The 26002-nt window shown below is 71.5% G+C and carries 22 protein-coding genes and 1 pseudogene; 8 read left to right on the forward strand and 15 right to left on the reverse strand.

What is annotated here, in order from left to right:
• Positions 1-26: 26 nt before the first annotated feature.
• The 3 genes from frmR to ppc all read right to left on the reverse strand — a co-directional run bounded on the left by frmR (position 27) and on the right by ppc (position 3899).
• Entirely contained in the window at positions 27-302 is a 276-nt protein-coding gene (gene frmR / locus ABD679_RS10100; protein WP_344759862.1) for a formaldehyde-responsive transcriptional repressor FrmR, read from the reverse strand.
• Positions 303-385: 83 nt separating this feature from the next.
• Positions 386-1024, reverse strand: coding sequence for a glutathione S-transferase family protein (locus ABD679_RS10105; protein ID WP_344759863.1), 639 nt, complete (start codon positions 1022-1024; stop codon positions 386-388).
• A 154-nt stretch (positions 1025-1178) separates the two neighbouring features.
• Positions 1179-3899, reverse strand: coding sequence for a phosphoenolpyruvate carboxylase (gene ppc, locus ABD679_RS10110; RefSeq protein WP_344759864.1), 2721 nt, complete (start codon positions 3897-3899; stop codon positions 1179-1181).
• A 122-nt stretch (positions 3900-4021) separates the two neighbouring features.
• Here ppc and ABD679_RS10115 point away from each other — a divergent pair, with 122 nt between their 5' ends.
• Positions 4022-4753: a hypothetical protein gene (locus ABD679_RS10115; RefSeq protein ID WP_344759865.1), complete on the forward strand. Its 732-nt coding sequence runs from the start codon at positions 4022-4024 to the stop codon at positions 4751-4753.
• A gap of 28 nt (positions 4754-4781) precedes the next feature.
• Here the strand turns inward: ABD679_RS10115 and ABD679_RS10120 are convergent, their stop codons facing one another.
• Positions 4782-6146, reverse strand: coding sequence for a glutamate--cysteine ligase (locus tag ABD679_RS10120; RefSeq protein WP_344759866.1), 1365 nt, complete (start codon positions 6144-6146; stop codon positions 4782-4784).
• A 165-nt stretch (positions 6147-6311) separates the two neighbouring features.
• Positions 6312-6947 (reverse strand): ribosome biogenesis GTP-binding protein YihA/YsxC, encoded by a 636-nt coding sequence (gene yihA, locus ABD679_RS10125; RefSeq protein ID WP_344759867.1) that lies wholly within the window; start codon positions 6945-6947, stop codon positions 6312-6314.
• 166 nt (positions 6948-7113) lie between these two features.
• Between yihA and ABD679_RS10130 the strand changes: the two are divergent.
• From ABD679_RS10130 to ABD679_RS10145, 4 genes and pseudogenes are all read left to right on the forward strand, one after another.
• Positions 7114-7923: pseudogene (locus ABD679_RS10130) on the forward strand (c-type cytochrome); the annotation flags it as partial.
• 285 nt (positions 7924-8208) lie between these two features.
• Positions 8209-8871, forward strand: a complete 663-nt coding sequence (locus ABD679_RS10135) for a thiol:disulfide interchange protein DsbA/DsbL (protein WP_344759868.1) — start codon at positions 8209-8211, stop codon at positions 8869-8871.
• A 60-nt stretch (positions 8872-8931) separates the two neighbouring features.
• Complete coding sequence (locus tag ABD679_RS10140) at positions 8932-9777, forward strand: thiol:disulfide interchange protein DsbA/DsbL (RefSeq protein WP_344759869.1); 846 nt, start codon at positions 8932-8934, stop codon at positions 9775-9777.
• Between the two features lie 17 nt (positions 9778-9794).
• Positions 9795-10556, forward strand: coding sequence for an endonuclease/exonuclease/phosphatase family protein (locus ABD679_RS10145; RefSeq protein WP_344759870.1), 762 nt, complete (start codon positions 9795-9797; stop codon positions 10554-10556).
• Positions 10557-10618: 62 nt separating this feature from the next.
• Here ABD679_RS10145 and ABD679_RS10150 read toward each other — a convergent pair whose 3' ends face one another.
• Together ABD679_RS10150 and ABD679_RS10155 are read right to left on the reverse strand one after the other, a co-directional pair.
• Entirely contained in the window at positions 10619-13504 is a 2886-nt protein-coding gene (locus tag ABD679_RS10150) for a TonB-dependent receptor plug domain-containing protein (protein ID WP_344759871.1), read from the reverse strand.
• 106 nt (positions 13505-13610) lie between these two features.
• A complete protein-coding gene (locus tag ABD679_RS10155; RefSeq protein ID WP_344759872.1) occupies positions 13611-14402 on the reverse strand; it encodes a sulfite exporter TauE/SafE family protein in 792 nt (263 codons plus the stop codon).
• 373 nt (positions 14403-14775) lie between these two features.
• Here ABD679_RS10155 and ABD679_RS10160 point away from each other — a divergent pair, with 373 nt between their 5' ends.
• Positions 14776-16737: a lytic transglycosylase domain-containing protein gene (locus ABD679_RS10160; protein ID WP_344759873.1), complete on the forward strand. Its 1962-nt coding sequence runs from the start codon at positions 14776-14778 to the stop codon at positions 16735-16737.
• Positions 16738-16800: 63 nt separating this feature from the next.
• Complete coding sequence (locus ABD679_RS10165) at positions 16801-18027, forward strand: multifunctional CCA addition/repair protein (protein ID WP_344759874.1); 1227 nt, start codon at positions 16801-16803, stop codon at positions 18025-18027.
• Positions 18028-18071: 44 nt separating this feature from the next.
• Here the strand turns inward: ABD679_RS10165 and ABD679_RS10170 are convergent, their stop codons facing one another.
• Genes ABD679_RS10170 through ABD679_RS10180 form a run of 3 tightly spaced genes read right to left on the reverse strand, consistent with a single transcriptional unit; the run spans position 18072 to position 20685 of the window.
• Positions 18072-19088, reverse strand: a complete 1017-nt coding sequence (locus ABD679_RS10170) for an aminoglycoside phosphotransferase family protein (RefSeq protein WP_344759875.1) — start codon at positions 19086-19088, stop codon at positions 18072-18074.
• Positions 19089-19105: 17 nt separating this feature from the next.
• Positions 19106-19507 (reverse strand): VanZ family protein, encoded by a 402-nt coding sequence (locus tag ABD679_RS10175; protein ID WP_344759876.1) that lies wholly within the window; start codon positions 19505-19507, stop codon positions 19106-19108.
• Entirely contained in the window at positions 19504-20685 is a 1182-nt protein-coding gene (locus tag ABD679_RS10180; RefSeq protein ID WP_344759877.1) for a class I SAM-dependent methyltransferase, read from the reverse strand. The genes ABD679_RS10175 and ABD679_RS10180 overlap by 4 nt, the downstream gene beginning before the upstream one ends.
• 124 nt (positions 20686-20809) lie before the next feature.
• Here ABD679_RS10180 and ABD679_RS10185 point away from each other — a divergent pair, with 124 nt between their 5' ends.
• Positions 20810-21577: a pteridine reductase gene (locus ABD679_RS10185; protein WP_344759878.1), complete on the forward strand. Its 768-nt coding sequence runs from the start codon at positions 20810-20812 to the stop codon at positions 21575-21577.
• Positions 21578-21593: 16 nt separating this feature from the next.
• On the opposite strand, the gene ABD679_RS10190 is transcribed toward ABD679_RS10185, so the two are convergent.
• The 5 genes from ABD679_RS10190 to tsaD form a co-directional block, all read right to left on the reverse strand.
• Positions 21594-22424, reverse strand: a complete 831-nt coding sequence (locus ABD679_RS10190) for a DUF6159 family protein (RefSeq protein WP_344759879.1) — start codon at positions 22422-22424, stop codon at positions 21594-21596.
• 118 nt (positions 22425-22542) lie between these two features.
• Positions 22543-23037, reverse strand: a complete 495-nt coding sequence (gene folK, locus ABD679_RS10195) for a 2-amino-4-hydroxy-6-hydroxymethyldihydropteridine diphosphokinase (protein ID WP_344759880.1) — start codon at positions 23035-23037, stop codon at positions 22543-22545.
• 7 nt (positions 23038-23044) lie between these two features.
• Positions 23045-24316: a mechanosensitive ion channel family protein gene (locus tag ABD679_RS10200; RefSeq protein ID WP_344759881.1), complete on the reverse strand. Its 1272-nt coding sequence runs from the start codon at positions 24314-24316 to the stop codon at positions 23045-23047.
• A 3-nt stretch (positions 24317-24319) separates the two neighbouring features.
• Positions 24320-24679, reverse strand: coding sequence for a dihydroneopterin aldolase (folB, locus tag ABD679_RS10205; RefSeq protein ID WP_344759882.1), 360 nt, complete (start codon positions 24677-24679; stop codon positions 24320-24322).
• A 155-nt stretch (positions 24680-24834) separates the two neighbouring features.
• On the reverse strand, positions 24835-25923 hold the full coding sequence (gene tsaD / locus ABD679_RS10210; RefSeq protein ID WP_344759883.1) for a tRNA (adenosine(37)-N6)-threonylcarbamoyltransferase complex transferase subunit TsaD: 1089 nt from the start codon (positions 25921-25923) through the stop codon (positions 24835-24837).
• Positions 25924-26002 lie beyond the last annotated feature (79 nt).

Below are 26002 nucleotides of genomic sequence, written 5' to 3' on the forward strand. Positions count from 1 at the left end.
GGCCGCATGGCGTGCCGGCGGGGTGATCACTTGAGGTAGGAACGGACCAACGCGGTCATCTCGTCGACGCGCGCGCGGCGATCGCCCGCATCGGCGGCCGCCTGCCCGAACTGTTCGCGCAGGTGCGCTTCGAGCACCCCGCTCATCAGCCCGTTGACGGCGCCGCGGATCGCGGCGATCTGCTGCAGCACCGGCGCGCAGTCGGCCCCGGCCTCGAGCGCGCGCTCAAGTCCTTCGCACTGGCCGCGGATGCGGCGGATACGGGCGAGGACCTTCTTCTTTTCCTCGGGGGTGTGGGGCATGGCGCGGTCGGGCCAGATAGTGGGGGGCAGTATACCCCGCCTGTGAAACCCGAGCCGCCACCGTCACCCGGCGGCGCGCGGGATCAGGATTCTTGCGCCACCAGCGCGTTGTCCAGCGCCTGCGCACGCCGGTAGGCCTCGCGCTCGCGCAGGCGTCCGGCCCAGGCGGTGAACGCCGGGCGCTCCGGGATCGAGCCGAAGGTCAGGCCGAAGTCCACCTGGCTGCCGACATACACGTCCGCGGCGCTGAAGCGGTCGCCGAGCAGCCACGGCGACGCCGATTGCGCCGCGATCTCCAGCGTGTCGACGGTCTGCTCGAAGCTGCCGTAGCCGACCATCCCGGCGCGCTCGGGCGGCGCCAGCAGGCCCAGCGCCTTGGCCGATACCGCCGCCTCAACCGGTCCGGCGGCGAAGAACAGCCAGCGGAAGTAGCTGCCGCGCAGCGGATCGTCCTGCGCGGGCGCGAGCCCGGCCTCGGGGAAGGCGTCGGCGAGGTACGCACAGATCGCGGCGGCCTCGGTCACCACCACGCCGCGGTGCACGATCGCCGGCACCTTTCCCATCGGATTGATCGCCAGGTATTCGGGCGATTTCATGCCGGCGCCGTACGCCTGCACCGCGGTGCGGTACGGCTGGCCGATTTCCTCCAGCATCCAGCGCACGATGCGCCCGCGCGACTGCGGGTTGGTGTGGAAGACAAGTTCGTCGCGATCGCCGGCCATGCATCGATTCCCGGGTGGATAACTGGCCTGCGAGTCTACGTCGCTTGCCGCCGCCTTGCGGGAGCGGCTTCAGCCGCGAGCTCCCGGACACGGTCATGGAAAACTCGCGGCTCAAAGCGATCCCGCGAGAGCCGGAGAAAACCGGCCAAAGGCATCACCCGGTGTTCTGGATCCCCGCGGCGATGCCGTTCACCGTGGACAGCAGTGCGCGCAGGGTGTCGTCGTCCTCGCGGCCATCGCTGCGCCAGCGATGCAGCAGTTCGACCTGCAGCAGGCTGATCGGGTCGACGTAGGGATTGCGCAGGCGGATCGACAGCCGCAGGCGCGGGTCGCGGCTGAGCAGCGCGTCCTCGTCGCGGATCGACAGCAGCGTGTCGCGGGTACGCGCGAACTCGGCGGCGATGCCCGGGAACAGCGCGTCGTGCGCGTCGCCGGCCAGGCGCGAGTAGCGCTCGAAGATCGCCAGGTCCGACTTGGCCAGCGTCATCTCCAGGTCGTCGAGCATGGTGCCGAAGAACGGCCAGTCGCGCGCCATTTCCGCGAGCACTTCGCGGCCATGGGTCTCGACGCCGTGCCGCAGGGCGTGGCCGACGCCGTACCAGGCGGTCAGGCCGGAGCGGTTCTGCGCCCAGGCGAACACCCACGGGATCGCGCGCAGGCCGCGGATGCCGGCGTTGCGGCGGCGCGAGGGGCGCGAGCCGATGTGCAGGCGCTCGATCACGTCGATCGGCGTAGCGGCGCGGAAGTAGTCGTCGAAGCGCGGCTCGTCGTAGACCAGCGCGCGGTAGTGGTCGCGCGCGACCTGGGCCAGCTCGCCGGCGATCGCGCGCCAGCGGTCCTCGCGCGCGTCCGCGGGACGCGGGCGCAGGCTGGCGTGCATCACCGCCGCGGTGGCCTGTTCGAGGTTGCGCAGCGCCAGCGCGCGGATGCCGTACTTGCGGTGGATCACCTCGCCCTGCTCCGTCATGCGCAGGCTGCCGTCGACCGAACCGCGCGGTGCGGCCATCACCGCGCGCGAGGTCTTGCCGCCGCCGCGGCTGACCGAACCGCCGCGGCCGTGGAAGAACACGATGCGCACGCCCGACGCCTGCGCCAGCGCGGTCAGCGCCACCTGGGTGCGCTGCAGCGCCCAGCGCGAGGCCATCAGGCCGCCGTCCTTGGCGCTGTCGGAGTAGCCGAGCATCACCGTCTGGCGGTCGCCGCGCGTACGCAGGTGGGCGCGGTAGGCGGGGTCGTCGAACAGCGCGCGCATCACCGACGGCGCGGCCTCCAGGTCGGCGACGGTTTCGAACAGCGGCGCCACGTCCAGCGGCACCACGCCATCCTCGACGCAGCCGGCGATCCGCGCCAGCGCCAGCACCGCCAGCGCGTCGGCGGCGGTGCGCGCCATGCTGATGATGTACAGCCCGATCGCATCGGCACCGTGGGTGCGGCGCAGTTCGCGCGCTTCGCGGAACACCGCCAGCGTTGACGCGGCCGCTTCGCCAGCGTCCGCGCGCGCGGGCGCGCTGCCGTCGAGCACGCCGTGCAGGCGTTCGACCTGCGCCTGGGCCGGCTGCGACGCCCAGCCTGCGTCATCGAGCAGCGCGGCCAGCGCGTCTTCGTGCACGGCCGAGTCCTGGCGCAGGTCGAGCGCGGCCAGATGGAAGCCGAACCCGCGCGCGCGCCGCAGCACGCGCTGCAGGGCGAAGCGGCCTGCGTGCTCGCCGCGGTGGTGGGCGAGGCTGGCGTCGATCGCCTCGAGATCGGCGATGAAGCCGTCGACACCGGCGTAGCCGTGCGCGGCCTGCGTGCCGGTCGCCGCCAGCCTGGCGTCGACCAGCCGCATCAGGACGCGGTACGGCATGTCGGCACGGCGCGGCCGGATCGTCGCCATGACGTCGGGGAACTGCGCGGCGTAGGCCTCGATGCGCCGGGTGATCGCGTCGTCGACGTCGACGCGGCCGAGCGACTGGGTGAGCACCCTGGCGAGCGCGCCCAGGTCGGCGCGGTACTGCTCCAGCGCCAGTGCGCGCTGTGCGTCGAGCGCGGCGCGCATGGTGTCGGCGTTGACGTTGGGGTTGCCGTCCATGTCGCCGCCGACCCAGGTACCGAAACGCAGCACCTTCGGCACCGCGATGCGCTGGCCGTAGACCGCCTCGATCGCGTCGGTGAAGGCTTCGTAGAACACTGGCAGCGTGCGGTACAGCACGCGGGCGAGGTAGAAGCCGACGTGCTCGACCTCGTCATGCACGGTCGGCTTGAGCGTCGGCGCGTCGGCCGTCTGCCAGGTCGAGGTCAGCGCCAGCCGGATGCGGGCCTCGTCGGAGCGGCGCTCGGGCGGCGTGCGGCCGCGGTCGATGTCGGCGACCAGGCGTTCGACGATGGTGCGCTCCTTTTCGAGCAGCGCGCGGCGCACCACCTCAGTCGGATGCGCGGTGAACACCGGCTCGATCGACAGCCGCGGCAGGAACGCGGCGAGCTCGTCGAACGTCACCCCGGCGTCGCGCAGCTCGAGCAGCACCGCCTCCAGCCCGCCGGGCTGCGGCGCATCGCCGTTGCGCTGGTGGTCGCGGCGGCGGCGGATGCGGTGCACGCGCTCGGCCAGGTTGGTGGCGCCGAAGTAGGCGGCAAACGCCCGCACCAGCGCATCGGCGTCGCCCAGCGGCACGTCGGCCAGGCGCGCGGCGAGCGCGTCGACCGGCTCGTCGTTCTCGCGCCGCGCGATCGACATGCGGCGCACGGATTCGACCTGCTCGAGGAATTCCGGCGACTGCTGTTCGGCCAGCATCTGCCCGACCATCGCGCCGAGCCGGCGCACGTCGTCGCGCAACAGGTCGTCGGTCGCGGAGAAGGGCAGGTCGTCGCGCAGCGGGTGTTCGGGATTCGCAGTCATCGCGTGAGCCTATCGCAGTGCCGGTGGCGAATCCGCGACGACGCACCGCGCATCGTCGTTCATTCGGTCAGGATGCCTGTCGTATAGTCGCCGCGTTCCCGTGTCCATGGAGGAGTAACCCCGTGACAACGAAGTCCACGCCGGCCGCGGCCGCCCTTGCCCTTGCCCTGACCCTCGCCATCTCCGCGTGTGGCGGCCAGGACGACGCGGCGCGCGTCAGCCACGCCGCCAACAACGCCGCACCGGCCGCCCCTGATGCCGCCCCGGCGCCCGCGACGGAAACCGGCGCCGCCTTCACGCCACCCACCCTGTCCGATGGTCCGGATGCCTGCTTCAAGGCGATCGCCGCGCACCTGGGCGCGGAGACGAAGGTGTCGGAGATCCTCGCCTTCTACAGCGCGGGGAGCGCGATCAACCCGGATGCGTCCAAGCCGCAGGGCCAGATGACCACCTGCACGGTGAAGTACCAGGATCCTGATGATCCGCGCAAGCTCGCGGGCACGAGCATGGACATGCGCAGCGGCCAGTTCCGGGCGCCGCGGCGGCAGGAAATCATGGTGATGGGCAATCCCGCCGACTTCGACCTTGAAGACCACCTGATCCCCTTGTCGCAGGTCGATGCCGCTGCCCTCACCGGCATCATGGACGCGCAGGAGAAAGCACTGGGCGGCGTGTACGCGTCCTATGCGTGGACCGGCGTGCGCCTGTCGCCACCCGGGGCATTCAGCGACGTGCACACGCTGCGCCTGGACGTCACGGGGCGGCTTGCCTCCAACGACATCAAGACCAGCGGCTACGCCTCGGTTTCGGTGGACGGCAAGAAGATCACCAGCGACCACCTGCTGCCGCGGTAAGGCGCGCGCGGCGCGGTGCCACGCCCGGTCAGTACGCGAACTCGCCGAACACCGGATCCACGCTGCCGTTCCACTCGCCGTGGAACAGCGCCAGCTTGCGTTCGGCCGGGGTCTGGTTGGCCTCGGCCACGCCGATCAGGGTTTCGAGGAAGATCCGCTCGTCCGCGCCGTTGTCGTTGGCGCGCGCGCGGCGCTGCAGGCCGGCGGCGGAGATCTTCAGCGCCTCCAGCGCCAGCTCGCGCACGGTGCGGTCGCGGAACGGCAGCTTCAACGCATGCCTGGGCACGCCGTCGCGCAGTGCGTGGCGCTCGGCCATGGTGAAGTCCTTCACCAGGTCCCAGGCCGCGTCCAGCGCCGCGTCGTCGTACAGCAACCCGACCCAGAACGCCGGCAGCGCGCACAGCCGGCCCCACGGGCCGCCGTCGGCGCCGCGCATTTCCAGGTATTTCTTCATCCGCACTTCCGGGAACGCGGTGGTCATGTGGTCCGACCAGTCGGCCATCGTCGGCAGCGCGCCCGGCAGCACGGGCAGCCTGCCCTGCATGAAATCGCGGAAGCTCTGGCCGCTGGCGTCGTGGTAGATGCCGTCGCGGTAGCTGAAGTACATCGGCACGTCGAGCAGGTAGTCGACGTAGCGCTCGTAGCCGAAACCGTCGGCGAACACGAAGTCGAGCATGCCGGTGCGATCCGGGTCGGTGTCGGTCCAGATGTGCGAGCGGTAGCTGAGGTAGCCGTTGGGCTTGCCGTCGGCGAACGGTGAATCGGCGAACAGCGCCGTGGCCACCGGCTGCAGTGCCAGCGAGACGCGGAACTTCTTCACCATGTCCGCTTCGCTGGCGTAATCGAGGTTGACCTGCACGGTGCAGGTGCGGGTCATCATGTCGAGGCCGAGGTCGCCGACCTTCGGCATGTAGGCGCGCATGATCCGGTAGCGGCCCTTGGGCATCCACGGCATGTCCTGCCGCCGCCACTTGGGCTGGAAGCCCATGCCCAGGAAGCCCAGGCCGCGCTCGTCGGCGACCGTCTTGACCTCGCGCAGGTGGCCGTCGACCTCGCTGCAGGTCTGGTGGATGGTCTCCAGCGGCGCGCCGGACAGTTCGAGCTGTCCGGCCGGCTCCAGCGTCACCGATGCGCCGTCGCGCAGCAGGGCGATGGTGCGGCCCTTCTCGTCGACCCGATCCCAGCCGAAGCGCGTGAGGCCCCGCAGCAGCGACTCGATGCCGCGCTCGCCGTCGAACTCCGGCGGGCGCAAGTCGTCGAGGCGGAAGCCGAACTTCTCGTGCTCGGTGCCGATGCGCCAGTCGCTGCGCGGCTTCTCGCCGGAGGCGACGTATTCGACCAGTTGCCTGCGGTCGGTGATCGGCGAATCGCTGGCGTGGCTGGAGCTGGACATGCGCACCATCTGGGCGGGGGAAGGCAGCCGGCGCCCGGTTCGCGCGCGCCGTCGCGGCACTATAGCGGCCCGCCCCCGGGCCGGCGTCGCCATCCGTGGAATGCAGCGGCACGATCGCACGCGGCAATCGTGCCTACATCTGCAGGAGCGGCTTCAGCCGGCCGGCTACAGTTCGAGCCAGCCCGCCACCACCTCGCGCGCCTCGTCCACCCCCTGCTTCGACTCGCCCGAGAACGTCTGCACGGTGACCGTGTCGCCGAAGGCCTCCGACAGTTCGCGCCGCACCGCCTGCAGGGTGTTGCCCGCCGCGCCGCGGCCGAGCTTGTCGGCCTTGGTCAGCAGCACGTGCGCAGGCAGGCCGCGCTGCACGGCGTAGCCGAGCATCTGCCGGTCGTAGTCCTTGAGCGGATGGCGGATGTCCATCACCACCACCAGCCCGCGCAGCGCCATGCGGCTGCCGAAATAGCCGTCGAGGAAGGCCTGCCAGTGCGCCTGCAGGTCCTGCGGCACCTTGGCGTAGCCGTAGCCGGGCAGGTCGACCAGGTAGCGGGCGTCCCCCGGCGCGGCGTCGGCAGCGCCGCCGCTGCCGGCGGTGACGTCGAAGAACACCAGCTGCTGGGTGCGGCCGGGGGTCTTGGAGACGCGGGCCAGCGCGTTCTGCCGGCACAGCGCGTTGAGCGCGCTGGACTTGCCGGCGTTGGAGCGGCCGGCGAAGGCGACCTCGAAGCCGCCGTCGGGCGGCAGCTGGCGCGGGGTGTGGGCGGCCAGCAGGTAGCGGGCGCGGGCGAGGGGATTGGACATGCCGCTAGGATCGCACACGCCCATGCCCGGCCCTTGCCGCGGCGACGGTTTGACCGCGATTGCGCGCCGCGACGATAATTCCCGGTTCAAGCGGGCGCCGTGCGGCCCCGCTATGTCGCGCCGGCCGGGGGCCTGCGCGTTTTCATGGAATCCCGGAGCCCAGCTCATGCGCCACGCCCGTGCCTACGGTTTTGCCGGCCTCGCCGCCCTTGCGGTCGCCGCGGCCGCCTTCGCCCAGACCACTGTGACGCCGTTGCCGGAGGCCGAGCCGGTGGAAACCGCGCCGCTGGGCGGTTCGGCGGTGGAAGACCTGGCCAAGGCCAACTGGGGCGACCCGCAGGCCGGCGCCGAGAAGGCGGTCGTCTGCGCAGCCTGCCACGGCGTCGACGGCAACCCGGCCGACCCGATGTACCCGCGCATGGCCGGCCAGAGCGAGCGCTACATCGCCCACCAGCTGGCGCTGTTCAAGAGCGGCGAGCGCAATACCGGCATGGCGGCGATCATGGTGCCGTTCGCGTCCGCGCTCAGCGCCCAGGACATGCGCGACATCGGCGCCTACTTCGCCACCCAAAAGGCAGGCGCCGGCATCGCCGACGACACCGTCATCGCCTCCGGCCCGAACCAGGGCCTGAAGTTCTACCAGGTGGGCGAAAAGCTGTTCCGCAGCGGCGACGCCGACCGCGGCATCCCGGCCTGCATGGCTTGCCACGGCCCCACCGGCGCCGGCAACCCGGGCCCGCCGTACCCGCATGTCAGCGGCCAGCCGTCGGCCTACGTGGTCCAGCGCCTGCAGGAATACCGCGCCGGCACCACCAGCGAGGCCGATCCGCGCCTGTTCGACATGATGGCCACGGTCGCCCATTCGCTGACCGACGAGGAAATCAACTCGCTGGGCAGCTACCTGCAGGGCCTGCACGAGCGTCCGGACGCCGCGACCCAGCTGGCGATGGCCAACGCCCCGGTGCCCGCGCCGGCCGCAGAAGCCGCCGCGCCGGAGACCGAAGCCCCGGCCGCCGACGATGCCGGCGCCGCCGATGCCCCCGCCGACGCGGAGGCCCCGGAGGCGGAAGCCCCGGAAGCCGACGCCCAGGACACCGATGCCCCGGCCGCCGAAACCGAACCTGCGGCAACCCCCACCGAAGGTTGATGAACTTCCCCGCCGGCGCGCGGTCGGACGTATTCAGCCTTTGAGTCAGACTGGCCGGTGCAGATGCTGCGCCGGCTTTTTTTTGCCCCGCCCCGCCTCCATCCCGGGACCGCCATGATCCGATACCGCCGCCGCCTGCTGCTCGCGCTCCCCGTCCTGCTGCTCCTGGTGCCAATGACCGGCCTGGCCCAGCAGCCACCCGGCGCCGCGCCGGTGGAGGGCCAGGACTACGTCGTGATCCCCGACGGCCAGCGCTGGTCGACGGCCGACGACCGGATCGAGGTCGTCGAGATCTTCGCCTATACCTGCCACCACTGCGCCGACTTCCAGCCGAAGCTGGAAGCCTGGAAGCGCCGGCAGCCGGACGACGTGCGCGTGAGCTATGTGCCGGCCGCCTTCCGCCCTACCGACAACTACGCCCGCACCTGTTTCGCGGCGCAGCAGCTGGGCGTGCTCGACCGCATCCAGGCGCCGCTGTTCCGCGCCATCCACGACGCGCGGACCGTGCCGCTCAGCAACGCCAGCGTCGACGAGCTGGCGGTGTTCTTCAACGACGAGGGCGTCGATCCGGCCAGCTTCAAGACCGCGATGGCCAGCCCCGAAGTGGACGCGCAGATGCGCCGCGCGTACGACTTCGCCGTCGCCAGCGGCCTGCGTGGCACCCCCACGCTGGTGGTCGACGGCAAGTACCGCGTGCAGACCGCCCCCCATGAACAGATGCTGCGCATCGCCGGACAGCTGGTCGCAATGCAGCGTGCCGCGCGCGGGCAGCGCTGACGCCGCCGCGACCGGTTACCGTTACCCTTCCGCCTGACGCATCCAAGACGAGACACCACCATGAATCACCGCCTCGCGCTCCTGTCCCTGCTCCTGCTGCCCCTGATGGCCTGCTCGCGCCAGGAACCCACCGCCGAACCGGCCGCGCCGGCCAGCGACGGCCCGGCCGCGGAAGCCGCCCCGGCCGCCGAAGCCCCGGCTGCCGACGAGGCCGTTGCGGAGACGGACACCGCCGACAGCGCCGAAGCCCCGGCCGCCACCGACGACGTCGAGGCCGAGGCCGATGCCCCGGCGCCGGTGCCGGTGCCGGCGGTCGATCCCAACGCCGGCGCGGCGCTGGTGGAAGGCAGTGACTACATCGAGATCCGCAACGGCCAGCCGTTCGCGCCGCGCGACGGCAAGGTCGAGGTGGTGGAGATCTTCGGCTACGTATGCCCGTCCTGCGCCCAGTTCCAGCCGCTGGTGCGCGCGTGGAAGGCCAAGCTGCCGGCCGACGTGCGCTTCACCTATGTGCCGGCGATGTTCGGCGGCACCTGGGACGACTACGCGCGCGCCTTCTACACCGCCGAGGCAATGGGCCTGGTCGACAAGACCCACGACGCGATGTACCAGGCGATCCACATCGACCGCACGCTGAAGGGCGAGCGCGGCCGCGACTCGGTGCAGGACATCGCCGCCTTCTACGGCAAGCACGGCGCCGACCCGAAGCAGTTCGCCAGCACCATGTCCAGCTTCGCGATCAACGCCAAGACCAACCGCGCCAAGCAGTTCGCGATGCGCAGCCAGATCAGCGGCACGCCGTCGCTGGTGATCGACGGCAAGTACCTGGTCAAGGGCACCAGCTACCAGAACATGCTCGAGATCGCCGACCAGCTCATCGCCAGGGAGCGCGCGGCCGGGCAGTAATGCCGCAGCCCTGCACGATGCCGAACCAGCCGCTCAAGCTGCTCAGCGCCAACATCCAGGCAGGCTCCAGCACGCGCCGCTACAGCGACTACGCGATGCGCAGCTGGTCGCACGTGCTGCCGGCGGGCAACAAGCGCGGCGCGCTGGACGCGATCGCCAAGCTCGCCGGCCACCACGACATCGTCGGCCTGCAGGAGAGCGATCCGGGCAGCTGGCGCTCGGGCTTCACCAACCAGACCCACTACCTGGCCGAGCGCGGCGGCTTCGACTACTGGACCCACCAGCCCAACCGCCGCGTCGGCAGCGTGGCCTCCAGCGCCAACGGCCTGCTCAGCAAGCTCGAACCGCTGGAAGTGACCGACCACTCGCTGCCCGGCCGCATCTCCGGCCGTGGCGTGCTGCTGGCGCGCTTCGGCGAGGGCGACGAAGGCCTGACCATCGCCGTCGCCCACCTGTCGCTGGGCAGCCAGTCGCGGCTGGCGCAGCTGTCGTTCATCGCCGAGCTGCTGTCCGAGCACCCGCACGCGGTGCTGATGGGCGACTTCAACTGCACCTCCGACCGCCCCGAGATGGAGGTGCTGTACAAGCGCACCCGGCTGCAGCCCCCGGCGTGCGCGGTGCATACCTTCCCCAGCTGGAAGCCGCAGCGCGCGATCGACCACATCCTGGTCAGCGGCGACCTGGGCTGCCGCGAGATGCGCGCCATGCCCGCCGCCGCCTCCGACCACCTGGCCATCTCGGTGGAACTGGACGTGCCCGAGCAGGCGCTCAAGCGCTGAGGGTCCACGCGCGCCTCTCCCGCAGGCGGGAGAGGCGTTTCACTGCTTCCGGTCGACCGTGGTCAGAAATCGAAACCCAGCCGCGCGTACCAGAAGCGGCCCGGCAGGTCGTAGGTCGACGCATCGTAGCCGTTGAGCGTGCAGCTCAGGCAGATCGGCGGATCCTTGCCGGTCAGGTTGTTGACGCCGGCGCTGACCCGCACGCCCTTCATCCATGCCGTGCTCTGCCATGACACCTGCAGGTCGTGGTAGGTCGTGGCCGGGAGCGTGTTGAGGTCGTTGGCGCTGTCGTCGCAGATATCGAACCCGTTGGCGCCCCCGCACGACTCGGTCAGCCTGTCGATGTGGCGCACCGTCCAGGCCACCGACCACGGCCCCAGCGCCCAGTCGGTGACCAGGGTCGAGGTCCACTCCGGGATCGCGCTGTTGTTGAGTTCCCGGCCCGGGCGCCGCGGTTCGGCCAGTCCGGACTCGTTGACCAGCTCGTAGTGCCCGACCCAGGTGTTCTTCCAGTCGAAGCGCAGGCGGCCCCAGTCGCTGCCGGGCAGGGTCCAGCCGACGTTGAAATCCCAGCCGTCGGTCTTGATCGTGCCGAGGTTGTCGAGGATGTCGTCGAAGCGGATGATCTGGCCGCTGACCGGGTTGCGATCGTAGAAGCTGCACGATTCGGGATCGCGGGTGCCGATGCAGCGGTTGAGGATGGTCTGCGCATCGCGCGCCTGGATCGCGTCCTCGATGGTGTGCTTGTAGAACGTCACGCCGATGTCGAGCCGGTCCGACCACGAGACATCCGAGGCGAACGACGGACTCCACACCGCGCCGAGCATCAGGCTGCGGCTGGTCTCCGGCTGCAGGTCCGCATTGCCCGAGGTCACCACCGAGATCTGCGGGTTGGACTGCTCGTAGCCGGCGGGCACGCCCTCGGCCACGCACTGCGGCGTGGTGGATGCCTCGTTGTTGCAGGGGTCGGTGAGCGTGGCGTCGAACCGTGCCAGCGTCCCGTACAGTTCGCCGATCGAAGGCGCGCGGAACCCCTGCGCGAACGAGCCGCGCAGCAGCAGTTCGTCGGCCACCTGCCAGCGCAGGCCGAGCTTGCCGGTGCTCTCGCCACCGAACGTCGAGTAGTCCGAGTAGCGCCCGGCCAGGCTCAGGTCCAGGCTCTTGCCCAGCCAGCCGTCCCGCATCAGCGGCACGCTGAATTCGAGGTACAGCTCGCTGACGTCGTAGTCGCCGGATGTCGCACCCGAGGGCACGCCGTTGTACTCGCCGGCCACGGTGATTGGGTCGGGCGTGTAGCTGCCCTCGTACTTGCGATATTCGTAACCGGCGGCGAACGACAACGGACCAGCCCACATCTCGAACAGGTCGCCGGTGAGGTTGGCGGTGAACAGCGACAGCTTGTTCTCGCTTTGGTCGCGCACCAGCGGCTGGATGAAGGCCAGCATCTCCGGGGTGATCGTGCCCTCGCCGCCGAACAGGTTCAGCGGCACGCAGCCGGCGATCGCCGCGCACGCGGCCGGGTCGCCCAGCGCCTCGTTGATGCGGCGGATGTTGTAGCTGCCGGTGTTGACCTGCTCGGCGCGGCTGCGGCTGAACGCCACGCTGGCGTCCCAGCTCCACGGCCGCGTGGCCACGTCGAACACGCCCTCCACGCCCACCGAGGCGTACCAGGTCTTGACCTCCTGCCGGTAGCGGCGCGGCCCGCCCTCGACCGGACGCCGGCCGAGCAGGAACAGGTTGGCGTCGTCGCCCTCGGTGGTCAGGTCGAAGCCGAACGGGTTGTACGGATTGAGCGCGGAGATCACCAGCGTGCGTTCGGCGTAGTCGTTGTACACGCCGGCGTCGGTGCCCAGGAAGATCGGCTCCGCCGCTGCCTGGTTGGCCGACTCGCGCTGGTTGTACAGCACCTTGGCGTGGCCGCTGAAGGTCGGGGTGAAGTCGAAGCGCACCTGGCCGAACACGCTCTTGCGCTCGGACGGGGTCAGCAGCAGGTTGTAGGGCGCGAAGTTGAAGCGGTCAGCGGTGGCGAAGCAGTGGAAGTCGTCCGTGCGCTCGCAGCCGGCCTGGCCGGGATCGAACTGCGGATCGCCGGCGCCGGTGTTGGGGGTGATGTCGTACACCGTGCCGGTATCGGGATCCTGGAACACCAGCCGCCCCTGCGGCGTGGCCGAACTGCCGTTCGCCAGCCCGGTACCAGGCACCGGCACCCGCGCCGGCCCGTACTCGGACGACACGATCTGCTTCTGCTTGTAGTACGACGCGCCGAGGAACCACTGCACGCGGTCGGTGCTGCCGCCCCAGCCCAGGTCGGCGCCGTAGGTCTCGCCGCCCTTGAGGTCGTCGTACTCGCCGTAGTTGAAGTCGAGTTTGGCGCCGTCGATGCTGCGCCGGGTGATGATGTTGACCACGCCGGCAATCGCGTCGGAGCCGTAGATCGACGAGGCGCCGTCCTCCAGCACTTCGATGCGATCGATGATCGACAGCGGAATCGTGTTGAGGTCGACCGACGAGCCCACGCCCGAGGCGGAGGATTCGTTGACCCAGCGCACGCCGTCGACCAGCACCAGCACGCGCTTGGCGCCGAGGTGGCGCAGGTCCACCGTCGCCGCGCCGGCACCGACGCCGCCGCCGTCGGGCGGGAAGCCGAAGTTGCCGCTGGAATTGAACTTGGTGTTCAGCGCCGCGCCGCTGGCGGTGAGGTTCTGCACGATGTCGGCGACCGAGGTGAAGCCGCTGCGGTCGATGTCCTCACGGGTGAGGACCTGTACCGGCACCTGGCTTTCGAGCTCGGCCTTCTTGATGCGGGTGCCGGTGACGGTGACGGTGTCGAGCGTCCTTGCCTCGGGGGCTTGGGCAGGGGCGTCCTGTGCGGCGGCAAGGCCGGAAAGCGACAGCAGCAGCGAAGCGTGAATGGCCAGGACCAGACGCGCGGGGGACAGCGGCTTCATCGAGCTCTCTCCAGGCAAGATGGATCCGCCGCCCCCCTGTTCGCGACGGTAAAGCGGTTGTAACGGATTCGATCCGGGCGCACAAATGCGGGACGCACGTTTCCGGCTATTGCAGCAGCAGGCTGCCGGCCACCACGACCAGGAACACCGCGAACACCCGCTTCAGCGCCGGGCCGCCGATCGCGTGGGCCAGGCGCGAGCCCAGCGGCGCTGCCAGCACCGAAGTCACCGCGACGCCGATCGCCGCCGGCAGGTAGACGTAGCCGACCGCATGCGCAGGCAGCGCGCCGGCCGGTGCGTTGATCGCGTAGCCGGCGGCGCTGGCAACGCCGATCACCACCCCGCAGGCCGACGACGTGCCCACCGCGCGCACCGCGGCCACCCCGCGCCAGACGAGCAGCGGCACGGTCATGCTGCCGCCGCCGATGCCGACCACGGCCGACAGCGCACCGATGCCGACGCCGGCCGCGCCCATGCCCGGACCGGTCGGCACCACGTCGCCGCCGTCGCCGCGCGCGCCACCGAAGGCCATCCGCGCGGCGGCCAGCAGGCAGTACCCGATCACGCCCCACTTCAGCACATCGCCATCGAGCGCCACGGCCAGCAGGCTGCCCAGCCAGCCGCCGAGCACCAGCCCCGGCGCCATCCACGCCACCGTCGGCCACAGCACGCCGCCGCGGCGATGGTGCGCGTACGCCGACGAGGCCGCGGTGAACACGATGCTCGCCATCGAACTGGCCAGCGCCGCGTGCATCGCCGCGTCGCGGTCGATGCCATGCAGCGGCAGCAGCCAGGCCAGCGCGGCGACGAGGATCAGGCCGCCGCCGATGCCGAGCAGCCCGGCAAGCACGCCGGCGACGGCGCCGAGCAGGGGGAAGATCCAGAACTGGTCGAGCATGGGTGGCGGCCGGAGTGGGTGGGTGCGTGCGGATTGCGCGGCCGGGGATTATCGCCGGTGGCGGGTCGGGACACGTGCCGTGCGCTTCCGTGTCCCACATCGTCATTCCCGCGAAAGCGGGGTTCCCAATGGATGTCTGGTCACCCGGCGGCCTGGATCGCGGCGCGCAGCGGCAGGCGCGCTGCATCGGATTGCCACCGGGACTTCTTTTCCGTGCCGGTCCAAAGTCACCGGGTTCCCGCTTTCGCGGGAATGACGACGGAGGATTTCGCGGGGACTCTTGCGCTGCGACGAGCCCGTCGATCCGGACTCCCCCGCAGCGTGCCGACCGCCACGGCATCCTCGTTCACCCACCCTTCGCTATAGTCCGGCGATGCCAAAAAACAGCCTCCGCCTCCTGTCCTGCGCGTTCGCGTGCGTGCTCGCCGTCGGCGCGGCACATGCGCAACAGTCCCCCGCCGACACCGCCATCGCCAATGCGATCAGTGCCGCCGAGCGCGGCCAGCCGGTCGATGCCGCGCGCTTCGCCAACGCCCCGCTCTACGGCTGGCTCGAGTACGCCGGCCTGCGGCGCAACATCGACAGCCTGCCACCGGAGCAGGCGCAGTCCTTCCTGCAGCGGTACCAGGGCCAGGCGGTGGCGGAAACGTTCCGTTCGGTCTGGCTGGCGGCGCTGTCGCGGCGCAAGGAGTGGCCTGCGTTCCTCGCCGCGTGGTCGCCGTCGGTCGACGACGTGGCGCTGCGCTGCGCGGAGCTGCAGGCGCGCGACGCCAGCGGCCGCGCGGACGCGCAGTGGACCCGGGACGCGCAGGCGATCTGGACCAGCAGCGGCAAGTCGCTGCCCGACAGCTGCGACCCGGTGTTCGCAACGCTCGCGGCAAGGGGCGGACTGACGCCGGAACTGCGCTGGGAGCGGCTCGAGAAGGCCGCCGCCGAGTGGCAGCCGGCCGTCATGCGCGCCGCCGCGCGCGGGCTGCCGGCCGACCAGTTCGCGCTGGCCAATGACTACGCTGCGTTCCTCGACGCCGTCCACGACCGCGCCCTGCAGTGGCCGAAGACCGCACGCAGCCGCCTGGTCGCCTCGCAGGGCCTGGCGCGGCTGGCCAAGTCGACGCCGGTGGCGGCGGAAAACGCGCTACCGCGCTTTGCGAAGGCGCTCGAATTCACCGAGGAAGACCGCGGCCGCGTGCTGTACCAGGTCGCACTGTGGACGGTGGCCTCCTACGAACCCGAGTCCGCGCGCCGCCTCGCCGCGGTGCCGGCCGTGTCCTGGGACGAGCGCCTGCACGAGTGGCAGGCGCGCGAGGCGATGGCGCGTTCGGACTGGGCGGCGGCGCTGGCCGCGATCAAGGCGATGGGCGAGGAGCAGCGCGGCCAGTCGCGCTGGGCCTACTTCGCCGCGCGCCTGACGGAGATGGCCGGCGACAAGGCCGGCGCGCAGGCGCTGTACCGCGACGCCGCGCGCGAGTCCGACTTCCACGGCTTCCTCGCCGCCGACCGCCTCGACCAGCCCTACGCGCTGTGCCCGTGGATGCCGCCGGTGGACGCCGCGGCCAGGGCCGCAGTCGCGCGCGATCCCGCGCTGGTGCGCGCGATCGCCCTGCAGCGCATCGACCGCGCCGGCTGGGCGGCGCGCGAATGGAAGGATGCACTGTCGCGCTTCGACGACAAACAGCGCCGGCTGGCGATCGAAGTGGCGCAGGACGGCGGCTGGTTCGACCGCGGCGTGTTCGGGCTGGACATCGCCGGCAACCCGGAGGAGAAGCGCTGGTACACGATCCGCTTCCCGATCCACCACGACGCCACCATCCGCAGCCAGTCGGCGCGGCACCGGCTCGACCCGGCGTGGGTGGCGGCCGAGATCCGCGCCGAAAGCATCTTCAACCCGCGCGCGCGCTCGAGTGCCAACGCACGCGGCCTGATGCAGGTGCTGCCGTCCACCGGCGCGGCCGTGGCCAAGCGCAACGGGATCGCCTACGGCGGCGCCGAGAGCCTGTACGACTCGGACACCAACATCGCCATCGGCACCGCCTACCTGCGGCAGATGGAGGACAAGTACGGGAAGACCTACGCCGCCATCGCCGCCTACAACGCCGGCCCGTCGCCTGTGGCGCGCTGGCAATCGCAGCGGCCGGGCATGGACCCGGATTTCTGGATCGAGACGATCAGCTACAAGGAAACCCGCGACTACGTCGCCCGCGTGCTCGCCTTCAGCGTGATCTACGACTGGCGCATGAACGGCGACGCGCTGCCGGTGAGCCGGCGCCTGCTCGGCCAGGAAGGCGGCGCGCGCAAGAAGTTCGCGTGCCCGCTGGCGGAGGCGCCGAAGGGCTGACGCGCGCCTGTCCACCTCGCTGTCTGCCTTGCGGGTAGACAGCGGGCACCACATCATCGCGGCATGGACACCTACCTCGTCGGCGGCGCGGTGCGCGACCGGTTGCTGGGCCTGGAGCCCGGCGACCGCGACTGGGTCGTCGTCGGCCAGACGCCCGAGGCGATGCTCGCCGCCGGCTTCAAGCCGGTCGGCCGCGACTTCCCGGTGTTCCTGCACCCGGACACGCACGAGGAACACGCGCTGGCCCGCACCGAGCGCAAGTCCGGGCGGGGCCATCGCGGCTTCGTCGTGCACGCCGATCCCTCGGTGACGCTGGCACAGGACCTGGAACGGCGCGACTTCACCCTCAACGCGATCGCGCAGGACGCCGAAGGCAGGCTGGTCGATCCCTTCGGCGGCGCGCGCGACATCGAGCGCCGCGTGCTGCGCCACGTCGGCCCGGCCTTCGTCGAGGATCCGCTGCGGGTGCTGCGCGCGGCGCGCTTCATGGCGCGCTTTGCGCCGCTCGGCTTCACGGTCGCGCCGGAGACGATGGCGCTGATGCGCGACATGGCCGCGTCCGGCGAGCTCGACGCGCTGGTGCCCGAACGCGTGTGGCAGGAGCTGTCGCGCGCGCTGGGTTCACGGCAGCCGTCCGCCTTCCTCCGCACCCTGCACGACTGCGGCGCGCTGGGCGCGGTGCTGCCCGAGGTGGAGGCGCTGTACGGCGTGCCGCAGCGTGCCGAATACCACCCGGAGATCGACACCGGCGTCCACGTCGAACTGGTCTGCGACATGGCCGCGCAGCTTGCCCCCGGTGACACGGTGGTCGGCTTCGCCGCGCTCGTCCACGACCTGGGCAAGGCGCTCACGCCCGCCGACGTGCTGCCGCGCCACGTGATGCACGAGCAGCACGGCGTCGCACCGGTGCGTGCGCTGTGCGAACGGCTGAAAGTGCCGGCCGCGCACCGCGAACTGGCACGCATGGCCTGCCGCGAACACCTCAACGTGCACCGGCTGATGGAACTGCGCGACGCCACCGTGCACGACCTGCTCGCCCGCTGCGACGCCTTCCGCAAGCCCGAACGCGTCGCGCAGCTGGCGCTGGTGTGCGAGGCCGACAAGCGCGGCCGCGCCGGCTTGCAGGACGCGCCCTACCCGCAGCGCGCCGAACTGGTTCGCCTGCACGCCGCGGCGCTGGCGGTGCGCGGCGCGGACGTGGCGCGCGAGGGGCTGTCCGGCCCCGCGCTGGGCGAGGCGCTGCGCAAGGCGCGCATCGCCGCGATCGGCGCGGCGCGCGCGGCCGGTTAGAGTCATGTGTCCGGGCCTGCGCGCGGGTGCACGCAACGCCCGGTTCAGCCGGCCAGCGCCGGACGCACGTGGCGGTCGATGACCGCCCGCAGCGGCGCAAGCTCCGGATGGCGCGGCAGCACGGTGTCGAGGTAACCGAGGAAGCGCGGCGCGTCGGCCAGGTAGCGCGGCTTGCCGTCGCGATGGTGCAGCCGGGCGAAGATGCCCAGCACCTTGAGGTGGCGCTGCACGCCGATCAGGTCGAAGTCGCGTTCGAAACGCGCCGCGTCCGGCACCGGCAGGCCCGCGGCCGCGGCGCGCGCGCGGTAGTCCCGGCGCCAGCGCGTGACGCGCTCCTCCGGCCAGCTGGCGAAGGCGTCGCGGCACAGGCTGAGTACGTCGTAGGCAATCGGCCCGCGCACCGCGTCCTGGAAGTCCAGCACCGCCGGGCCGCCTTCGACCGGCATCAGGTTGCGCAGCATGAAGTCGCGGTGCACCAGCACCTGCGGCTGCGCCAGCGCCGCGTCCACCAGTCGCGATTCGATGCCGGCCAGCGCCGCATCCTCGCCGGCATCGAGCGCCACGCCGAGGTGGCGCTGCAGGAACCACTCGCGGAACAGCCCCAGCTCGCGCCGCAGCAGTGCGTCGTCGTAGGCGGGCAGGCCGGGCGGGCAGGCAATGGCCTGCAGCCGCAGCAGCTGCGCGATGGCCGCGTCCATCAGCGCGTCGACGTTGCCGTCGTCGGCAACCTGCAGGCAGGTGGACGGCCCCAGGTCTTCGAGCAGCAGGAACCCGGCTGCCGCGTCGCGCGCCAGGATCCGCGGCACGCGCACGCCGCCGGCGTCGAGCACGGCATGCATCGCCAGCCACGGGCGCACGTCCTCCAGCGCCGGCGGCGAGTCCATCACGATGCCGTCCGGCGCGCCGCGCCAGTAGCTGCGGAAACCGGCGTCCGCGGACGCGCGCTGCAGCGCGTCGACCGGACCGGACGACACGCGGCGTGCCCAGGCCAGCCGCTCGGCGGCGCGGGCGGTGTCGGGGTCGGCGTCGGTGGTGGAAGCAGGCGTCATGGTGTCGGGCATGCGTGGATTGTGGCGCATCAGGCGAGCCGGCCGTCGATCCGCTGCAGCAGGCCGGCCAGCGGCGTGCGCGCCAGCGCGAAGCCGGCCGCCACGCCGATGGCATCGGCCAGCACGTCGTACGGATCCATCGACCGGCTGCGGGTGAAGGCGAACTGCGCCAGCTCGATCGCGACCCCGAGCGCCAGCAGCCCGGCCGCCGCGCACCACAGCGCGCGCCGCGTCGCGTACAGCTGCACCGCACTGGCGGCGAGCAGGAAGAAGGCGAGGAAGTGTTCGAGCTTGTCGAACCCACGCGGCACCGACGGCAGGTCGGGCGCCGGCACCAGGCACACGGCGAACACCAGCACCAGCGCCAGCCACCACAGCGCCAGCCACGCGCGCGGGTGGCGCAGCGGCTTGAGCCAGCGCACCTGCGTCACAGGCGGAAACTCAGGTCGCCGGCCAGGAAGGCAACGCCGAACTCGACCCCGCGCGCGAAGCCCATCGCCTGGAAGCGCTCGCCCATCGCCGCCGGCAGGGTCAGCTGCTTGGCCTGCTGGCGCAGCGCGTAGCGGCCGGCCTCGTCGGCGGCGCGACCCTCCTGTTCTTCCAGATGTTGCGCCAGGCCGTTGCCGAGCAGCAGGCTGGCCTGCGAGCAGTAGCCGGCGAAATCGAAGCCGGCGCCGGTGCCCGCCTCGGCCAGTGCGGTGAAGTCGACCGAGGCGGTGATGTCCTGCAGCCCGGGATGGGCGAACACGTCGCCGCTGACGCGGTGCCGGTGGAACGCGCGCAAGGTGCCGTCGACGCGATCGGGCGCGTAGAACTCGCGCCGCGGATGGCCGTAGTCGACGAACAGCAGCGCGCCGTCGCGCAGGCCGCCGGCCACCGCCTGCAGCCAGTACGGCAGCTGCGGCAGCACCTCGGAGCGGTAACCGTCGGGCAGCGGCGCGCCGAGCTCGCGTTCGACGTGGCGCACCGCGGCCGACAGCAGCGGGTCGGCGGGGCGGTCGATGCGGGTGAAGGCGCCGTCGCCGGTGAGCGCGACGTGCTCCTCGAACACTTCGCCGTCGCGCAGGGTGAAGCGCACGGTCGGCAGCGCGTCGATCACCTCGTTGGCGAACAGCACGCCGTTCCAGTCCTCCTGCATCGGGCCGTCGAGCCATTCGACGCATTCGAACACCAGCGGCGTGAGCTTGCGCTGCAGCCGTTCGCGCTGGCGCTCGCGCAGGTCGGCGCTGGGTTCGAGGATGGCGTAGCGCGCCGGCATCGCGTCGATCGCCATCAGCTGCTTGATCGCGTGCTCGGCGAAGGCGCCGCTGCCGCCGCCGATCTCGACGAACACCGCCTCCTCGCCGACCTGCCGCAGCACCGGCGCCACCGCCTCGGCGATGCACTGGGCGAACAGCGATCCCAGCTCCGGCGCGGTGACGAAATCGCCGGCGCGGCCGAACTTGGTCGCGCCCGCGCTGTAGTAGCCCAGCCCCGGCGCGTACAACGCCAGTTCCATGAAGCGCGAGAACGGGATCGCGCCGCCGGCCGCGGCGATCTGTTCGCGGATCAGCGCCTGCAGGCGCGCGCTGTGCGCCAGTGCATCGGCGTCCGGGGGCGAAGTGGGCATGGGGATTCCTGATTCGGCAGGGCGACAGGATACGGAACCGCCGGCAGCGGTGTGTGTGGCCGACGTGTGGCGTGCGTGTCGTGGACGCGGCCCGGCCCGGACGCCTGCGCTATCGTGTATCGCCATGGACGCATCGCCCCGCCCCGTCGCCCTGGTCACCGGCGCCGCCCGCCGCCTCGGCGCGGCCATCGCCCGCGGCCTGCACGCAGCCGGTTACGACCTGGCACTGCACTACCGCAGCTCCGCCAGCGAGGCACGGGCGCTGGCCGGCGAACTGGACGCCGCGCGTCCGGGCAGCGTGCTGTTGCTGCAGGCCGACCTGGCGCAGTTCGACCGCCTGCCGGAACTGGTCGCGCACACGGTGGGCCGCTTCGGCCGCCTCGACGCGCTGGTCAACAACGCCTCGGGCTTCACGCCCACGCCGCTGGGCACGGCGACGCCGGCGCAGTGGGACGCGCTGTTCGCCAGCAACGCGCGCGCGCCGTTCTTCCTCGCCCAGGCCGCCGCGCCGCACCTGGCCGCGGCACGCGGCGCGATCGTCAACCTGGTCGACATCCACGCCCAGCGGCCACTGCGCGACCACGCCGTCTACTGCATGGCCAAGGCCGCGCTGGTCATGGCGACCAAGGCACTGGCGCTGGAACTGGCGCCCGAGGTGCGCGTCAACGCGATCGCGCCGGGCGCGATCCTGTGGCCCGAAGCACCTGCCTCCGCGCAGGCAGGCGGCGACACCGACGACGCGCGCCGCGCCGCCCTGCTCGCCCGCACCCCGCTGGCCCGCACCGGCACCCCGGCCGAAATCGCCGAAGCCGTGCGCTGGCTGCTGCAGGGCGCCACCTACTGCACCGGCGAGATCCTGCGCCTGGACGGCGGCCGGCTGCTGGAAGGCTGAGCCGGCCGCGGCGGCGTCAGTCCCTGGGCGCGAACGCCCGCGCCAGCGCGACATTCCGGAACGCCGCCGGCGTCTCGTGCGAGACCGCGTAGCGGTACAGCGTGGCCGAGTAGATGCCCGACAGCGCCGCCTGGTAGATCCCCAGCAACAGCACGCCCAGCGCGCAGGCCACGCCGACCGCCACCGCCAGCGCGAGCGACGCCTGCGCCGCCAGCACCACCAGGCCCACCGACAGCAACACCGCGGCGAACGTGACTAGGCCGAACGCCGCGCCGATCCCGACCTGGCCGATCACGTTTTCGCCCCAGGTGCGCTTGAGCAGCGCCGTGCTCTGCTTGAGCGCGTCGATCGGGCCGATGTCGCGGCTGACCAGCACCGGCACCACCAGGAAGGTCGCCAGCGTCCACGCCGCGCCCAGCCCGCTGCCGAGCAGGCGGATGAGGAAATTGTCCTTGTTCTTCAGCGCCTGCAGCAGCACGCCGACGGTGGCGGAAATCGCGGCGTAGCCGAGGATCGACGGCAGCCGCGATTTCGCCGCAGCGAAGCCGTCGCGCAGGGTCGGGTCGCCGCCGTCGAGGCGGATCATCGCCGCGCCGACCAGGGCACAGTTGAAGAAGATGATCACCGTGTACTGGCAGAAATAGAACAGGAAGCCGAACACCGCCCCGCCGATGCCGAAGCCGTCGGCGAAGATCCGCAGCGCGAACATCGGCAGCAGGAACGTCGCCAGCACCGCCAGCGTGGCGATGCCCGACAGGACCGGGAACAGCATCAGCGCCTTGTCCGAGCGCAGCACCGCCGCGCTCGCCTTGACCAGTTCCCAGCTGCGCGAAAACTTCTCGAACATGTCCAGAGCCTCCCCGGGTGACGCTGCGATCGTGCGATGCGCGCGTGGCCGGCGCAAGCGCCGGAAGTCACCGATCAAGGACGTGCCGAGGTGACGGATGTGACCGCCACGCGGCCGGCTAACCGGCTTCGAAACCCGGCACCGCTTCCATCGCCACGTCGCGCTCGGGCGAGTCGGCCCACAGCTGCGCCAGCGTGCGCCCGCTGCGCGGTTCGACCATGTCCGGCGCGAGCTCGGCCAGCGGCCTCAGCACGAAGGCGTGGCGCAGTTCGTCGCGCGGCACGCGCAGATGGCCCGGGCCGTCGACGATGCGCTCGTCGTACAGCACCAGGTCGACGTCGAGCGTGCGGTCGCCGTAGCGCGGGCCGCTGCGGTCGCGGCCGTGCGCGTCTTCCAGCGCATGCAGCCAGGCGTCGAGCGCCTCCGGTTCGAGGTCGGTCTCGACCACCGCGGCAGCGTTGAGGAAGTCGCCGCCGTCGAAGCCGACCGCGCGGGTACGGTACACGGCCGACACCTGCACCCCGTCGAAGCGCGCGCGCAGCGCGGCAATCGCCGCGCGCAGGTGCGCCTCCGGGTCGAGGTTGCTGCCCAGGCTCAGGCAGGCGCGCGCCATCGCGCCTTCACTCGTCCGCCGCGACCGGCGCGACGCGCAGGCCCGCGAGCGCCGTGCTCAGCTCGGCGCCGCTGGGCTGCTGGAACACGCGCAGCCCGAACTCCGGCATCACCGCCAGCAGGTGGTCGAAGATGTCGCCGGCCAGGTTCTCGTACGGCACCCAGTTCACGTTGGCCGAAAAGCAGTACACCTCCAGCGGCAGGCCGGTCGGGGTCGGATCAAGCTGGCGCACCATCAGGGTCATGTCGTGCGCCACGCCCGGGTGCGCCTGCAGGTAGGCGGTCATGTAGGCGCGGAAGGTGCCCAGGTTGGTCGCGCGGCGGTTGTTGACCGGGTCCTTGCCCGCGGCCTCCAGCTTGGCGTTGTAATCGGCCAGCTCGGCCTTCTGCTTGTCCAGGTAATCGTCGATCAGGGCGAAGCGGCGCAGGCGCTGGCGCTCGTCGTGGTCGAGGAAACGCACCGAGGTCTGGTCGATCAGCAGCGCACGCTTGATCCGGCGGCCGCCGAAGTCGGTCATCCCGCGCCAGTTGCGGTAGCTCTCGCTGATCAGCGCCCAGGTCGGGATGGTGCTGATTGTCTTGTCCCAGTTCTGCACCTTGACCGTGTGCAGGCTGATGTCGATCACGTCGCCGTCGGCGTTTTGGCCGGGCATCTCGATCCAGTCGCCCACGCGCAGCATGTCGTTGCTGGACAGCTGGACCGACGCCACCAGCGACAGGATGGTGTCCTTGAACACCAGCATCAGCACCGCGGTCATCGCGCCCAGGCCGGTCAGCAGCACCAGCGGCGACTTGCCGATCAGCGCGGCGACCATCAGCACCGCGGCGACGATGAAGATGCCGATCTTGAGCAGCTGCAGGTAACCCTTGATCGGGCGCCGCACCGCGTTGGGGCTGGTCTGCTCGTAGATGTCGTTGAGCGCGTTGAGCAGGTTGCCGATCGCCATCGCCACGGTCAGCGCGACGTAGGCCAGGGCGACGTTGCGCACCACCACGTCCAGCCATTCCGGGATGCCCGGCACCAGCGCGATGCCGCCGAGCACGATCAGCGTCGGCACCACGTTGGCCAGCCGCGCCAGCACGCGGCGACCCATGATCGCGTCGTCCCACTTGCTCGGCGAAGCCTTGGCCAGGCGCCCAACCACGACCAGCAGCACGCGCCGGGTCAGCCAGTTGGCGATCCAGGCGGTCAGCGCCAGCGCGGCCAGGACGGCGAAGGTGGAGGCGTAGGGGATCCCGGCCAGCGGCCGGACGAAGTACGAATCGATGAAATCGGGCATGCGCTACAGGGTAGCGGCCGTGCGCTCGATGGTCACCCCGACCGCGCGCGCACCGCGCACCGCGCCCGGCTTGCTGAGCTTGAGCCGCACGCGCGACACGCCGAACTCATCGAGGATGATCGCCGCCACCCGCTCGGCCAGCGTCTCGACCAGGCCGAAGTCCGACTGCGACACGTAGGCGATCACCCGCTTGCTCACCGCCTTGTAGTTGAGCGTGTCGGCGATGTCGTCGCTGGCCGCGGGCACGCGGTTGTCGAACGCCATCTCGATGTCGAACAGCAGCGGCTGGCGGATGCGCCGCTCCCAGTCGTAGATGCCGATCAGGGCTTCGACTTCGAGGGCTTCGATGAAGACGGTGTCCATGGGGGCTGGGGATTCGGAATTCGGGATTCGGGATTCGGGATTCGGGATTCGGGATTCGGGATTCGGGGCTCGGGGCTCGGGGCTCGGGGCTCGGGGCTCGGGACTCGGGACTCGGGACTCGGGACTCGGGACTCGGGACTCGGGACGGCAGGAGCTTAACGTGCCGGCGTCTCGCCCTCTTGCGGTTCCCGGTTTCCCATTCCCGATTCCCGGCCTGCCGCCAGCGGCGGCAGGCTCGCCATATCCCACCGCGGCGTCGCGCGCACGGCGTCGTCGTCGTGCTGCCCGGCCCGGAGACGCAGCGCACCGGCGAAGGCGATCATCGCGCCGTTGTCGGTGCAAAGGGCCGGGCGCGGGAAGCAGGCGCGGCCGCCGCGCTGTTCACACATCGCCTGCAGCTTCGCGCGCAGGCGGCGGTTGGCACCGACGCCGCCGGCGACCACCAGCACGTCGCAGCCGGCCGCGTCCAGCGCGCGCTCGCACTTGATCGCCAAGGTGTCGACCACCGCGTCCTCGAAGCCGCGCGCGATGTCGGCGCGGGTGGCGTCCGCGCGGTCGCTCTTTTGCCAGGCCAGCAGCACCTGGGTCTTCAGGCCGCTGAAACTGAAGTCCAGCCCGGGGCGGTCGGTCATCGGCCGCGCGAACCTGAAGGCTCCCGGCGCGCCGGACTCGGCCAGCTTCGCCAGCTGCGGGCCGCCCGGATACGGCAGGCCCATCATCTTGGCGGTCTTGTCGAAGGCCTCGCCGGCGGCGTCGTCCAGGGTTTCGCCGAGCAGCCGGTAACTGCCGATCGCGTCCACCGCGACCAGCTGGGTATGGCCGCCGGACACCAGCAGGGCGACGAACGGCGGCTGCGGCGGGTCGTCCTCCATCAGCGGCGCCAGCAGGTGGCCTTCCATGTGGTGGACGCCGATCGCCGGCAGGTCCAGCGCCCAGGCCAGCGAGCGCGCCACGCCGGCGCCGACCAGCAGCGCCCCGACCAGGCCCGGGCCGGCGGTGTAGGCCACGCCATCCAGATCCCCCGTGCCCAGGCCTGCCTCGGCCAGGGTCTGGCGGACCAGCGGCAGCAGCTTGCGCACGTGGTCGCGGCTGGCCAGCTCCGGCACCACCCCGCCGTACTCGGCGTGCAGCGCGATCTGGCTGTAGACCGCGTGCGCGCGCAGCCCGTCGGCCCCGCCGATGGCGGTGTCGTAGACGGCGACGCCGGTTTCGTCGCAGCTGGATTCGATGCCGAGGACTTTCATGGGCGGGGTTCGGGGTTCGGGACTCGGGGTTCGGGGTTGGGCTGCGTGTACGCCGTCATTCCCGCGAAAGCGGGAACCC

Source organism: Luteimonas lutimaris, assembly GCF_039537065.1.
GTDB classification, from domain to species: domain Bacteria; phylum Pseudomonadota; class Gammaproteobacteria; order Xanthomonadales; family Xanthomonadaceae; genus Luteimonas; species Luteimonas lutimaris.

What these genes read in the sequence shown, in the direction of transcription:
- frmR (WP_344759862.1), bottom strand. Translation starts at nt 302, where the DNA reads ATGCCCCACACCCCCGAGGAAAAGAAGAAGGTCCTCGCCCGTATCCGC.
- ABD679_RS10105 (WP_344759863.1), bottom strand. Translation starts at nt 1,024, where the DNA reads ATGGCCGGCGATCGCGACGAACTTGTCTTCCACACCAACCCGCAGTCG.
- ppc (WP_344759864.1), bottom strand. Translation starts at nt 3,899, where the DNA reads ATGACTGCGAATCCCGAACACCCGCTGCGCGACGACCTGCCCTTCTCC.
- ABD679_RS10120 (WP_344759866.1), bottom strand. Translation starts at nt 6,146, where the DNA reads ATGTCCAGCTCCAGCCACGCCAGCGATTCGCCGATCACCGACCGCAGG.
- yihA (WP_344759867.1), bottom strand. Translation starts at nt 6,947, where the DNA reads ATGTCCAATCCCCTCGCCCGCGCCCGCTACCTGCTGGCCGCCCACACC.
- ABD679_RS10135 (WP_344759868.1), top strand. Translation starts at nt 8,209, where the DNA reads ATGATCCGATACCGCCGCCGCCTGCTGCTCGCGCTCCCCGTCCTGCTG.
- ABD679_RS10140 (WP_344759869.1), top strand. Translation starts at nt 8,932, where the DNA reads ATGAATCACCGCCTCGCGCTCCTGTCCCTGCTCCTGCTGCCCCTGATG.
- ABD679_RS10145 (WP_344759870.1), top strand. Translation starts at nt 9,795, where the DNA reads ATGCCGAACCAGCCGCTCAAGCTGCTCAGCGCCAACATCCAGGCAGGC.
- ABD679_RS10150 (WP_344759871.1), bottom strand. Translation starts at nt 13,504, where the DNA reads ATGAAGCCGCTGTCCCCCGCGCGTCTGGTCCTGGCCATTCACGCTTCG.
- ABD679_RS10155 (WP_344759872.1), bottom strand. Translation starts at nt 14,402, where the DNA reads ATGCTCGACCAGTTCTGGATCTTCCCCCTGCTCGGCGCCGTCGCCGGC.
- ABD679_RS10160 (WP_344759873.1), top strand. Translation starts at nt 14,776, where the DNA reads ATGCCAAAAAACAGCCTCCGCCTCCTGTCCTGCGCGTTCGCGTGCGTG.
- ABD679_RS10165 (WP_344759874.1), top strand. Translation starts at nt 16,801, where the DNA reads ATGGACACCTACCTCGTCGGCGGCGCGGTGCGCGACCGGTTGCTGGGC.
- ABD679_RS10170 (WP_344759875.1), bottom strand. Translation starts at nt 19,088, where the DNA reads ATGCCCGACACCATGACGCCTGCTTCCACCACCGACGCCGACCCCGAC.
- ABD679_RS10180 (WP_344759877.1), bottom strand. Translation starts at nt 20,685, where the DNA reads ATGCCCACTTCGCCCCCGGACGCCGATGCACTGGCGCACAGCGCGCGC.
- ABD679_RS10185 (WP_344759878.1), top strand. Translation starts at nt 20,810, where the DNA reads ATGGACGCATCGCCCCGCCCCGTCGCCCTGGTCACCGGCGCCGCCCGC.
- ABD679_RS10190 (WP_344759879.1), bottom strand. Translation starts at nt 22,424, where the DNA reads ATGTTCGAGAAGTTTTCGCGCAGCTGGGAACTGGTCAAGGCGAGCGCG.
- folK (WP_344759880.1), bottom strand. Translation starts at nt 23,037, where the DNA reads ATGGCGCGCGCCTGCCTGAGCCTGGGCAGCAACCTCGACCCGGAGGCG.
- ABD679_RS10200 (WP_344759881.1), bottom strand. Translation starts at nt 24,316, where the DNA reads ATGCCCGATTTCATCGATTCGTACTTCGTCCGGCCGCTGGCCGGGATC.
- folB (WP_344759882.1), bottom strand. Translation starts at nt 24,679, where the DNA reads ATGGACACCGTCTTCATCGAAGCCCTCGAAGTCGAAGCCCTGATCGGC.
- tsaD (WP_344759883.1), bottom strand. Translation starts at nt 25,923, where the DNA reads ATGAAAGTCCTCGGCATCGAATCCAGCTGCGACGAAACCGGCGTCGCC.